Origin of the sequence: Sutterella faecalis, assembly GCF_006337085.1 — a bacterium.
Classification (GTDB): domain Bacteria; phylum Pseudomonadota; class Gammaproteobacteria; order Burkholderiales; family Burkholderiaceae_F; genus Sutterella; species Sutterella faecalis.
Map to the genome: position 1 here is coordinate 546,367 of NZ_CP040882.1, position 11,874 is coordinate 558,240.

At 59.0% G+C, this 11,874-nt stretch carries 9 protein-coding genes; 5 read left to right on the forward strand and 4 right to left on the reverse strand.

Features of this window, described 5'->3' with window-relative positions; genetic code table 11:
- Positions 1–71: 71 nt before the first annotated feature.
- The 4 genes from fdhF to FG381_RS02205 form a co-directional block, all read right to left on the reverse strand.
- On the reverse strand, positions 72–2,810 hold the full coding sequence (fdhF, locus tag FG381_RS02190) for a formate dehydrogenase subunit alpha (protein ID WP_139687334.1): 2,739 nt from the start codon (positions 2,808–2,810) through the stop codon (positions 72–74).
- Positions 2,803–4,641, reverse strand: coding sequence for an NAD(P)-binding protein (locus FG381_RS02195; RefSeq protein WP_139687335.1), 1,839 nt, complete (start codon positions 4,639–4,641; stop codon positions 2,803–2,805). The genes fdhF and FG381_RS02195 overlap by 8 nt, the downstream gene beginning before the upstream one ends.
- 523 nt (positions 4,642–5,164) lie before the next feature.
- A complete protein-coding gene (locus tag FG381_RS02200) occupies positions 5,165–6,502 on the reverse strand; it encodes an ATP-binding protein (protein WP_139687336.1) in 1,338 nt (445 codons plus the stop codon).
- 261 nt (positions 6,503–6,763) lie between these two features.
- Positions 6,764–7,681: a LysR family transcriptional regulator gene (locus FG381_RS02205; RefSeq protein WP_139687337.1), complete on the reverse strand. Its 918-nt coding sequence runs from the start codon at positions 7,679–7,681 to the stop codon at positions 6,764–6,766.
- 140 nt (positions 7,682–7,821) lie between these two features.
- Here FG381_RS02205 and FG381_RS02210 point away from each other — a divergent pair, with 140 nt between their 5' ends.
- The 5 genes from FG381_RS02210 (at position 7,822) to FG381_RS02225 (ending at position 11,827) form a co-directional block, all read left to right on the forward strand.
- On the forward strand, positions 7,822–8,760 hold the full coding sequence (locus FG381_RS02210) for a DUF1177 domain-containing protein (RefSeq protein WP_139687338.1): 939 nt from the start codon (positions 7,822–7,824) through the stop codon (positions 8,758–8,760).
- Positions 8,757–10,043 (forward strand): C4-dicarboxylate transporter DcuC, encoded by a 1,287-nt coding sequence (gene dcuC, locus FG381_RS02215; RefSeq protein ID WP_139687339.1) that lies wholly within the window; start codon positions 8,757–8,759, stop codon positions 10,041–10,043. The genes FG381_RS02210 and dcuC overlap by 4 nt, the downstream gene beginning before the upstream one ends.
- 11 nt (positions 10,044–10,054) lie before the next feature.
- A complete protein-coding gene (locus FG381_RS02220) occupies positions 10,055–10,939 on the forward strand; it encodes an amidohydrolase (protein WP_228025673.1) in 885 nt (294 codons plus the stop codon).
- A gap of 39 nt (positions 10,940–10,978) precedes the next feature.
- On the forward strand, positions 10,979–11,350 hold the full coding sequence (locus FG381_RS12700) for a zinc-binding metallopeptidase family protein (protein ID WP_228025675.1): 372 nt from the start codon (positions 10,979–10,981) through the stop codon (positions 11,348–11,350).
- A 201-nt stretch (positions 11,351–11,551) separates the two neighbouring features.
- Positions 11,552–11,827, forward strand: a complete 276-nt coding sequence (locus tag FG381_RS02225) for a type II toxin-antitoxin system RelB/DinJ family antitoxin (protein ID WP_139687340.1) — start codon at positions 11,552–11,554, stop codon at positions 11,825–11,827.
- Positions 11,828–11,874 lie beyond the last annotated feature (47 nt).

Below are 11,874 nucleotides of genomic sequence, written 5' to 3' on the forward strand. Positions count from 1 at the left end.
GGCTTTTTCAATTCCGGTCCCGAAACGCAGCGCGAATGCGTCCCAGGACGATTCCGGCTTTTGAACCGGCGTCAGGCAGAAAGTGCAGCGGCCGAAGCAGCTCCCGCCTTTTCAACCTTCACCGCGCACACCTTGTATTCCGGCGTGGAGCAGATGTTGTCGAGCGCGGCCTTCGTGAGCCAGTTGCAGTTGCCGTCCTGGAAGTGGAAGGGCATCCAGGTTTCGCCTGCATTGGTCTTCCCGGAGACATGCGCCACCGATTCGATCCTGCCGCGGCGGGAGCTCACGACGACGCGGTCGCCGTTCTCAATGCCGAGGTTCGCCGCATCCTTCGTATTGATTTCAATGAAGGAATGGCCGGAGATCTCGTTGATCCCTTCGGTCTTGTCCGTCATCGCGCAGGCGTTGTAGTGGTAGAGCACGCGGCCCGTCGTCAGCATGAGCGGATAGTCGGCATCGGGGAGTTCGCTCGATTCGCGGTAGGCCGCGGTCGAATAGCGGCCGAGCCCGCGCGTGAACTTTCCGACATGAAGGATGGGCGTGCCCGGATGATCCTTCCCCGTGCAGGGCCACTGCAGACCCTCTCCCTTCACCTCGGGGCTGTCGAGCCGTGCGTGGCTGATGCCCGCGAAGGAAGGCGTCACGGAAGCGATCTCATCCATGATCTCTGCCGGGGTGAGGCGGGGCTGCGGATATCCCATGCGGTTCATGATGTCGATGAAGATATCCGTGTCGGCACGGGTGCCTTCGATCGTCACTGCACGGCGGATCCTCTGCACGCGGCGCTCGGTATTGCTGAAGGTGCCCTCCTTTTCCGCGTAGCTTCTGCCCGGGAGAACGACGTCGGCGTACTTGGCCGTTTCCGTGAGGAAGAGGTCGTCCACCACGAGGAAGTCGAGGTTCTTGAGCGCCTTGATGACGTGATGGGTATCGGGGTCCGTGCGCACCGGGTCCTCGCCGAAGATGAAGAGTCCCTTGACGGCGCCTTCAATCATCTTCGGGAAGCAGTCCGTGGCGTAAAGGCCTTTGAAGCGCGGGAGCTCCGTCCCCCAGGCCTTTTCGAACTTCTCGACGATGCCGGGCTGGGCGATCTTCTGGTAGCCCGTCATGTCGCCCGGGGACGCGCCCATGTCGCAGGCGCCCTGAACGTTGTTCTGGCCGCGAAGCGGATTGATGCCGCAGCCCGGACGCCCGTACTTGCCCGTGACCATGGCCATGTTGGAGAGCGCCATCACGCCTTCCGTGCCCGACGAGTGTTCGGTAACGCCGAGGCAGTAGACGATCGCCGCGCGCTTCGCCTCGCCGTACATGCGGGCGGCCGCAATGAGGTCGCGGGAGTCGATGCGGCAGATTTCAGCGACGCGCTCGGGCGTATAGGCCTCGACCATTGCCTTCAGGTCTTCAAACCCTTCAGTGCGCGTGCGGATGAATTCCTGATCAATGAGGCCGTCATGAATGAGCTGGCGGACGATGCCGTTCGCAAAAGCTACGTTCGTGCCCGGACGGAGCTTCAAGTGAATCTGCGCGGACTGAGCGAGCCCGATGTCGCGGGGATCGACCACGATGAGCTTCAAGCCGCGGCGGATTGCCGCTCGAAGCTGCATGCCGATCACCGGATGCGCTTCCTCGGGATTCGAGCCCACGAGCACCACGACCTCAGCGTTTTCGCAGATGTCCGAAATCGGATTCGTCATGGCGCCCGAGCCGAGCGTTCTCTGAAGGCCCGCCACGGAAGGACCGTGACAGACGCGCGCGCAGTTGTCGACGTTGTTGGTCTTGAAGACCGTGCGCGCCATCTTCTGGAGCATGTAGATGTCTTCGTTCGCAGAACGCGCGCAGGCAAAGGCTGCGAGCGATTCGCCGCCGAACTTGTCGCGAAGCTCCGTAAACTTCCTCGCCACGAGATCGAGCGCCTCGTCCCAAGACGCGGGTTCGAGCTCGCCCGTGACGGAGGAGCGGATGAGCGGCGTCTTGAGGCGTCGATCGGACTGAACGAAGTCGAAGCTCGCCGAACGCCCCTTCACGCAGAGAAGCCCGTGATTCGTGGGGCCGTCGGCCGCTTCCGTATCCACGATCCGGCCGTCCTTCACGATCAAGTCGTACTGGCAGCCCGTGGCGCAGTGCGGACACGTCGTGCGGACCTTCTTGATTTCCCACGAGCGGTAGGCGCGGCGGCGCTTCATCGTGATGGCGCCCGTCGGGCAGGCTGCGGCGCAGGAGCCGCAGGATTCGCAGTTCGTGCTCTTCCAGTCCCTGCCGAAAGGCGCAAGGATCGTCGTGCGCAGCCCCGCTTTCCCGGACACCAGGGTGTGGTTCCCCGCAGCGTTGTTGCAGGCCCCCACGCAGCGCTGGCAGCGGATGCAGAGCGACGGATTGAAGGTGAGGAACGGGTTGCTGTCGAGGATTTCGCCTGAAGCCGGCGTAATTTTGAAGGGCGACGTTTCAACGCCGAGTTCGCGGCAGCGGTCCTGAAGCTCGCAGCTGCCGTTCTTCGTGCAGCTGAAGCAGTACTGGGTGCTGTTGAGGCCGTGCTCGGCAATGATGAGCTGGAGCGCCGTGCGCCGCGCCCGGTCGATCGCTTCCGACCGGGTCTTCACGACCATGCCGGGGTGAGCGAGCGTATTGCAGGAGGAAACAAGCCCGCTTACGCCTTCCACCTCGACCACGCAGAGACGGCAGGAGCCGATATTGCTTACGTTCTTCAGGTAGCAGAGGGTCGGGATGTGAATGCCCGCGGAACGCGCCGCATCAAGGAGCGTTGCGCCTTCTTCGACCGCGATCGTGCGGCCGTCCATCGTAATATCAAACATACTGAATCCTCCCGCCCACGGCAGCACCCGCACCAAAGCAGTCGCAGCGCAGGCAGCGGCCGCATTCCTGAATAGCTTCTTCCCTGCTCATGCCGAGCTCAACGTCCTTGAAGTCGCGCTTGCGGAACTTCACCGGACGTTCGTTGATGTTGACGCGCCCCATCGGGGTGCGGTTGTTGGCCTTCGGAGCCGGCGCCCTGACGCCGCAGTCGAGAATGTGGTGGTAGCCGAGCATTTCGTCAATGTTGCGCGCTGCGGCCTTGCCGGCGCCCACCGCACGGATGACGGTAGTGGGACCGCTCTGGCAGTCTCCGCCCGCATAGACGTTGGGCAAACCCGGCACCTGAAGGAATTCGTCCGTGACGAAGGCGCCCCACTTGACGGGCATGCCGAAATCTTCAAAGGGCTTCGTGACGACGTCCTGACCGACGGCGGCGATGATGAGGTCGGCTTCAAGTCGTTCCGTTTCCTTATCAGCGGCCACAACGCCCGGGCGGCCGCGCGTATAGGCGCCGATCTTCTGGGGCTGCATGATGAGCGCTCTGCAGCATCCGTTTTCGTCGGCTTCAACGGAAACCGGAGCTTCGAGCGTCAGCATTTCGACGCCCTCGGCAATCGCCGCGTGAATTTCCTCCTTCAATGCCGTCATGTCGTCGATGCGGCGGCGGTAGACGAGATTCACTTCGTCCGCACCCGCTCGCACGGCCGTGCGCACGCAGTCCATCGCCACGTTGCCGCCGCCGATCACGGCGATCTTCTTCCCGCGATAGTCGGGATAAACATCGTCGCCGATGGCGCGGAGCATTTCAACAGCCGAAATGACGCCCTTCGAATCCATGCCGGGGAGCCTCAAGCCTTTCGCCGCATGCGCGCCGATCGCCACATAGACCGCGTCGCACTCCCTCGAGAGGGTCTTCATCTCTTCCGTGCCGATCGAGGCGTTGGTGACGACTTCAATGTCGCCCGCCGAAAGAATGGCGCGGATGTCTTCGTCAAGGCGCTCGCGCGGGAAGCGGTAGGCGGGGATGCCGTAGCGCATCATGCCGCCCAACTTGTCGCGGGCTTCATAGACCTTCACCTTGTGGCCCATGAGGGCGAGATAGTAGGCGCAGGTGAGCCCGGAGGGGCCGGCGCCGATCACGGCGATGGTGCGGCCCGTGGGAGGCAGGGCCTTCGGGACCGGAACCGTGTCGGCCGCAGCCCCGTCGACCGCATACTTCTTGATGCCGCGGATGTTGATCGGCGCATCAATGAGCGTCCTGCGGCAGCGCTTTTCGCAGGGGTGTTCGCAGACGAACCCGCAGGCCGTCGGGAACGGATTGTCCTTGCGGATCAAAGCCACGGCTTCGGCAAAGCGCCCCTCGCCCGCCAGCGCAATGTAGCCCGGCACATCCACATGCGCGGGGCAGAAGGTTTCGCAGGGAACGGACTGGGCAATGCCCTTCTGGCACTCATGCGCCTCGATGTGGCTTCTGAATTCGTCGGAGAAGCGCTCAATGCCGTCGAGCACCGCCTGAGCGGCGTCCCAGCCGATCGCGCAGTCGGAGCCGTCGCGGATCATTTCGGCGAGAGACTTCAAGGCCTCAAGGTCATCGGGCTCCGCCTTGCAGCCGGCAATGCGGCGCAGGATTTCCGCGAGCTGCGGAAGCCCGTCGCGGCAGGGCACGCACTTGCCGCAGGTCTGGAGGCGCGATGCATCGAGTTGACTAAGGAGCAGCGTTACGGCGCACTGCCCAGGAGGCGTGGCTTCAATGCGGCGCATGAAACTCTGCATGGTCTCCTCATTGCGCGCATCAGTCACGGCTGGCGGACGGACGGATAGACGTGTCATTTTCTTTTTCTTGGCGTTTTTCTCTCGTACAGACTTGAGGACTTCTCATGGGAACTCATCGCCCGTACGGGAAGCATTGGTGGGTCTGGATTATTAGTGTTATCCCTAGCGATTAATTGTCCGCTGATTCTAGCGTTTTCCCTTGTCATGCTGAAGAGGTAGAAACGGCTCAGCGCGCGATCATTTGAAAAAATTCAATAGCGCGCTTCGCGAATTTACACTTCATAAACGCCCGGATGTTGTTTACACACTTTGCCTGTGCCTCAGGGATTCATATAGTTTTCCAGGGATCCTGGAGCCTGAGGTTTACATATCTTTGCGTCATGCATAGACGCTAATTAAGCGTTCCGCAATTGGCGAAGATTACTGAAGAGATAGGTCCTGCCTTATCGGCATGGTAGAAATTTCGCAATAGCGTGAGCGCTATTGGGCCCGTACGGATCTGCCCGGCTCGACCACCTGCCCGAGCCCCGCCGCATCGAAGGCGCGGACACTCCGGAGGCCGGGCTTGAAAAACTGGGATTCAGAGGAGCGCCGCCATGTAGTAGGGAAAAAATTGAACGCCATCCTCTGTTTTCATTTCTCCATGGTGGAGAACAATCGGCGCATCAATATGCTTGCCGTAAATTTCCTTGAAGCGCAGCAGCGACTTGATGGATGACGAACCCGACGACTTGACTTCGATCGGAACGATCTTTTTGCCTTTCCGGATCAAAAAATCAACCTCAATTTCCGTCTTCCTCGTCTTTTCGTTCCGGTGCGTATAGAAGAACGGTCGATGCCCGTTCGCCTTGAGGCACTGCGCGACTATGTTTTCAAGAAGCATGCCTTCATTGACGCCCAGCTGATCCTTGAGAATTGCTTTATAGAGCTCGTTCTCAAGAAACGGCCGATCGGAAAAGGCGAGCGACACGAGAAGCCCGGTATCCATCATGTAGCACTTGAAGCTCGGATCCGAAATGCTTAATTGAAACGCCGCGCTCGGGTCATCCACCTTGCTCGCAATGTTGACAATCATCGCCTCATCGAGCCAGCGGATCGGCCCGCGATACTCCCGCATGCGCGCCTGCCCGTCAATATGCGAGAGCACGTAGCGCTTGTCGTGCTGCGAGAGCTCCGAAGGAATCCGGTCGAAGAAATTGGTCACGTAGAGAGAACTCTCTTCGTTCTGCTCCTCCATGTCGTTCTTGTAGAGCGTCAGAATCTGCTGCTTCACGAAATCGGCCGCGGCATAGTCCTTGCCCTGCAGGAAAGCGGTAACAACCTGCGGCATGCCGCCCACAAGCATGTACTCCCGGAACGACTTCAGAATGACCTGATGAAGCGCTCCCATGGGCTTTCGTTTCCCGAAGTAATCCCTCAGGACCGGGAAAGTCATCCGATCGTCCTGCGCCCACAGAAACTCCTCAAAGTCCATCGGCAGGACTTCAAGCGTATATTCTTCCGAAGGAATAAGGATATCCTTGCTTTTCTTAGTAATTCCAGCCAACGATCCCGTCTCAAGAAAATCGTAGCGCCCGTCTTCCAGGAGCGTCTTCAGCGCCTGCCGCGCCGGCGGGAAGAGCTGGATTTCATCGAGGATGATGAGCGATTTCCTGGGAAAAAGCTGCGTGCGGTATTCGAGCTGCAACTGCATGAAAAACGTATCGAGGTCGCGCAGGCTCTCGACGAAGAGATTTTTAATCGAGGCATCGACATTATCGAAACGGATGAGGATGTAAGAGTCGTACGCTTCCCGCCCGAGCTTCTCCGCAAGCGTCGTTTTCCCGACGCGACGCGCTCCCTTGAGAAAAAGCGCGTACTTTGGCGCGAACGATTCCTTCCAGTGAAGCATTTCGCGATAGATTTTTCGCTCAAACATCCGTTCCACCTATCCTGAAGAAAGTACCTGTTCCAAGAGCCAACGTTGACTGCAGAACGTCTCCAATTAATGTTCTTATATATCAATCAGTTCACGTTTGCGCCATATTTTTTAGGCTCATTTTCCACAATTGCGCCATCATTTTATAGGTCATTTTCCACAATTGCGCACTCATTTCTCATCAGTCAAGCAAGCGAAAGCCGCGCCTCTCCGCTGCCCGCCTGCAGCGCATCCGCCGGCCTGGAAGCCTCTGAGGCCTCATCAGCCTTCACGATTTTCCGCGGCCTTGCGGGCAAATCCTGCGATGCGCTCAATCATCTGCGGCATTTCGCGCTCACGCGAAATGAGATAGATACCGTGCCGGAAGCCTGGCTCCGGCAGCGCTTCAACATGCACGCGGCTCCTTGCCTCCGGGTGCTGGAGGAAGACGGAGGAAACGACGATACCCCAGCCGACGCCTTTTTCAACAAGCGAAAGCATGGTGGCGTTGTTGTCGACTTCAATCCTTTGAGGGAATTCGAACCCGAGCGTGCTCATGAAGCTTTCATTGAGCCTGCCGCCGCCGCCCTCACGAACGAAGCGGATGAAGGGAAGTCCGCAGAAACGCAGGTCATTCCAGGACCAGCTGCCTGCATGCTTCTGCGCCATGGCTTCCGGCATGACGATCACCGCTTCGTCTTCAAAAATGAGCGTTCGCGAAACGCCCTGAACCTCCGCAAAGGAGCCCGTCACGAAGGCGCAGTCGATTTCTCTTTTGGCGAGGCTTTCAAGAAGCTGCGGCGAAATCCCGGTGAGCGCCGTAATGCCGGAGGCAAAGGGAAGGAGTTCCTTGATGAGCTCCGGAAGAAGCCAGTTCGTTAAGAGATCAATCGCGCCGATTCTCAGGATTGGCTTGATGTAGGAGCGCTGCTGGAGCTCCCGCGCAGCCGCCTGAAGCCGCTCCCTGCATTCATGCGCTTCGCGGCGCAGAACAATCGCCTCTTCGGTCAGCGCCATAGGCCTTCGCGACCGGTCAAAAAGCTCCATGCCGAGCGCGCGTTCAAGCTTCTGGATCTGCTTCGTCACGGCGGACTGCGTGAGTCCGAGCTTCACCGCAGCCGCTGAAAAGCCGCCTTCATCGGCGGCCGCAAGAAAAATTTCGATTTCGCGCGAATAGAGTGCGACAGGGAGATTCTGCATCGTTCAACTCCGGCAATACCCGGATGCTTTATTCCTCATGGGAATACTTTACAGGAGCCACGGCAATAACATTTGTGAGGTGAAAGGTCGTCTTGAAAAAATAAGTCTCACTACCCAATCCATCTTCGAGGAACGCAGTCATGTCTTTTTCCATCATTGCCGAAGCGCTTGATCTGCTCGACGACCCGCAGGCAAACGGCGCCCGGACAGCCGAGTTTCTGAAGACTTACGGAGCGGAAGCCGTCGCTATTGAAACCTGTCGCGGCGAAAAAGGCAGCACCGACTTCATCCGCGTTCTGATTCCGGGCAAAAACGGCAAATCCGCTGGCGGCAAGGCACCGACCCTCGGCGTTGTCGGACGCCTCGGCGGAATCGGCGCTCGTCCGGACCGCCTCGGCTTCACGTCTGACGGCGACGGCGCCCTTTCAGCCGTTGCGATTGCGGCGAAGCTTTCCCGCATGCATGCGCTCGGCGACATCCTCGAGGGCGACGTCATCGTAACGACCCACATTTGCCCGAATGCGCCGACGCGCCCTCATGATCCCGTGCCGTTCATGGACTCTCCCGTCACGAGTGCTGAATGCAATGCGCATGAGGTTGATCCCGCCATGGATGCCGTCATTTCCATCGATACGACGAAAGGGAACCGCATCGTCAACCACCGCGGCATCGCCATTACGCCCACCGTGAGAGACGGCTGGATTCTGCGCGTGAGCGAGGATTTCCTATCGATTCTCGAAATCACAACTGGAAAGCTCCCCGTTGTTCTCCCGCTGACGCAGCAGGACATCACGCCCTACGGAAACGGCATTTATCACCTTAATTCCATTCTTCAGCCGAGCGTTGCGACCCGTGCGCCCGTCATCGGTCTCGCCATCACTGCGGTGAGTCAGGTGCCGGGGTGCGCCACGGGCGCCACGCACCTTGAAGACATCTCCGACGCCGTGAGCTTCACGCTGGAAGCCGCCAAAGCCTACGTCTCCGGAAAGGCTCATTTCTGCGATGAAGCGGAATTCATGCGGCTTCAGAGCCTCTACGGCTCAATGTCACATCTGCGCACCTTTGGAGAACAAAAATGACATGGACCATCTGGATGGCCGCGATCGTCACGCTCATTACGATCGCCGCGCTCCTCAAACGCATTGAAACAAGGCTTGTGCTCTTCACCTCCGGCCTGGTCATGGCGCTTTTATCCGGCGCTCCGCAGGTTGCGCTCAAGGCCTTCATCGCGAACATGACGAACGGAAGCCTCATCACCGCGATCTGTTCGTCTCTCGGCTTCGCCGCCGTCATCGCCATCACGCGATGCGACGTGCATTTTGTTTCGCTCATGGTGAAGCCTCTCGGGAAGCTCGGTCTTTTCCTGCTTCCCTTCTGCATGTTCATTGCTTCCTGCGTAGCCGTGGCAATCCCGTCGGCTGCCGGGTGCGCGGCTGCGCTCGGGCCCACCATGATTCCGCTCATGGTCCGGGCGGGATTCAAGCCCGCCATTGCCGGCGCCGCCATCATCGGCTCCATCATTCCGTCTGCCATGAGTCCGGGATCGAGCCACAACGTCTGGGTTGCCAAAATCGCCAACATCGACGTGATGACGCTCATCGTTGAGTTTGCGCCGAAGATTCTCATCCTCTGCGGCCTCAACATTCTGTTGGTCACATTGATGATCTTCGTCTTCCGCGACTACCGGAAGCCCGATCCGAATGAAAACGCGGAAGTCTTCGAAGTCGCTTCGGATGCCCGGGGCGAATTGCCGGAAAAGCCCAACATCCTTTTCGCCATCGCGCCGATTCTTCCGATTGTGGTGCTCCTTCTCGGCGCCACCGTTATTCCGGCGCTCAAGATGAGCGTCGCCGAGGCCATGATCTGGGGCTCAATCTATACGCTCCTCATCACGCGATCCAACCCTGAAGCCGTGACAAAGGAATTCTTCTCCGGCATGGGCAAGGGCTACGCGAACATCATGGGCATCATCATCGCCGCCGGATGCTTTGCGGGCGGCCTGCGCGCAGCCGGCGTCATCGACGCGCTCATTGAAACGCTCAAGAATTCGCGCGAAATTGCGAGCTACGCCGCCAACTTCGGGCCCTTCCTGATGGGCGTCCTCACAGGTTCGGGCGACGCCGCCGGGCATGCCTTCAACCAGGCCGTCACGCCCTACGCCGCGGAATTCGGCATGCGGATTGAACCGCTCGGCATCGTCGCCGCCCTATCAGGCGCACTCGGCCGCATGTGTTCGCCGATTGCCGGCGCCACGCTCGTGATCGCCGGCATGACCCGACTTTCTCCGCTTGAGATCAGCAAGCGCATGGCAATCCCCATGATCATCAACGTCATTCTTCTCGGCTTCATCTTTGAACTTTGAGGTAATCCGCCATGGATCTGAACAAAATCATTCTTTCCGATGAAGCCCGAAAGGAACTTGTGAATGACCGCCGGTGGCTCCATGCACACCCGGAAGAAGGCTGGTGCGAATTTGAAACGACGTGGTTCATCGTAAGGCGCCTGCGCTCGCTCGGGCTCGAGGTTCTCGCCGGGATCGACGTTATCGAACCCGACGCGGTCATGGGACGCAATGAAGCACTCGTTCTCGCGGCGCAGCAGAGAGCAATCGAACACGGCGTTCCGAAAGAATTCCTCGAATCGCTCAGCGGCTATACCGGCGCCATGGCGATTCTTCGGACCGGCCGGCCGGGCCCCGTCACAGCGCTTCGCTTTGATATCGATGCCCTGCCGATCGAAGAAACCGACGATCCCCAGCACGAAGCCAATGCGGGACACTTCCGCTCGCAAAATCCCGGCTTTTCGCACGCGTGCGGTCATGACGGACATGCCGCCATCGGACTTGCGCTCTGCCGATGGCTCTCAGAAAATCGGGAACAGCTCAAAGGCACCGTCAAAATTCTTTTCCAGCCCGCCGAGGAAGGCGTGCGGGGCGCGGCGGCGATGGCCGCCAAAGGCATTGTCGACGACGTCGATTGGTTTGCGGGCGGGCACATCGGCTGTTCAGCGAAGCTTGGCGACGTGGGCGTCTCTCATTTCGGCTACCTTGCAACGACGAAATTCGATCTCGAGTTCTTCGGTCAGTCTGCCGCGGCGGGTTCTCCCGAAAAAGGTAGAAGCGCGCTCATGTGCGCAGCCGCCGCCTGCCTCTCGCTCGGAAGTCTCCCGGGACACAGCCAGGGCATCACGCGCGTGCAGATCGGGAAATTCATCTCCGGCACCGGCCGCAACATCATTGCCGACCATGCGTACATGTAGCTTGAGGTTCGGGGCGAAACCACTGAAATCAACGACTACATGGCAAAGAACGTCGAGCAGACCGTAAAAGGCCTCGCCCTCGCCTACGGCGTCGACTATAAGCTGACCCGGATGGGCGAAGCCGTGACCTACAAAGGTGATGAAGAAGCGGTCGCCCTGCTGAAGAGCGCAGCGCGGGAAGTGCCGGGCGTCCATTCCGTCGTCGACATGAATGCAAAGATCGGCAGCGAAGACTGCACGATGCTCATACGCCGGGTTCAGGAGCATGGAGGGAAAGCCGCCTTCTGCTACTACGGGTGCAACCACCACGGCCACCATCGTCCGGACTTCTCCATCCAGGATGAAACATCGCTCCCGATCGGCTGGGGAACCTTTGCGCGCTTCATTGCTGAAATCAACTCGCAGGATTAAGGCCAACACTTCTCCCGAACGGACTCCCGCTGAATTTCTGCCTTCAGCGGGAGTCTTTAACTGATTAAGAAACGAGATTCAAGCCCATCAGCCAAAAGATCAAGCCATACCCAGGGAGACCTGGTATTCGAATCCCTGTCCTTCTGTAAGCGCTATCATTAACCAAGAAAATGATGGCATTAGTCGTAAGGAAGAAGAGCAATGTCCACCGTACAGCGCGCATTTCTACTTGAAGAAGCGCTTAACCATCAGTTTTGCATCATTGCGGAAAGACTCGGCAGCTCGCCGTCTGATGTGTTGCGAATGTTCGTGACGTCCTTTGTAGCCAACAAAGGACTCCCTTTCACTTTCAGGCTCCCGGATGACAAGGCCGCTAAGAGAGTATTCAATTCCAAGCATCCGAACATCATCACGCCGCCAATCCGTAATGGTCATGCCGTTTTGCCGGCATCATGGCGCGATGATGACGAAGAATGAGTTTTTCTTCCATCATCCAACCGTGAAGCGGTAGAAAAATCACCAGG

Excerpts from the sequence above, each read along its gene's own strand:
- FG381_RS02220 (WP_228025673.1), top strand. The coding sequence starts at position 10,055 with ATGGATCTGAACAAAATCATTCTTTCCGATGAAGCCCGAAAGGAACTT.
- FG381_RS02225 (WP_139687340.1), top strand. The coding sequence starts at position 11,552 with ATGTCCACCGTACAGCGCGCATTTCTACTTGAAGAAGCGCTTAACCAT.
- dcuC (WP_139687339.1), top strand. The coding sequence starts at position 8,757 with ATGACATGGACCATCTGGATGGCCGCGATCGTCACGCTCATTACGATC.
- FG381_RS02210 (WP_139687338.1), top strand. The coding sequence starts at position 7,822 with ATGTCTTTTTCCATCATTGCCGAAGCGCTTGATCTGCTCGACGACCCG.
- FG381_RS02200 (WP_139687336.1), bottom strand. The coding sequence starts at position 6,502 with ATGTTTGAGCGAAAAATCTATCGCGAAATGCTTCACTGGAAGGAATCG.
- FG381_RS02195 (WP_139687335.1), bottom strand. The coding sequence starts at position 4,641 with ATGACACGTCTATCCGTCCGTCCGCCAGCCGTGACTGATGCGCGCAAT.
- FG381_RS12700 (WP_228025675.1), top strand. The coding sequence starts at position 10,979 with ATGGCAAAGAACGTCGAGCAGACCGTAAAAGGCCTCGCCCTCGCCTAC.
- fdhF (WP_139687334.1), bottom strand. The coding sequence starts at position 2,810 with ATGTTTGATATTACGATGGACGGCCGCACGATCGCGGTCGAAGAAGGC.
- FG381_RS02205 (WP_139687337.1), bottom strand. The coding sequence starts at position 7,681 with ATGCAGAATCTCCCTGTCGCACTCTATTCGCGCGAAATCGAAATTTTT.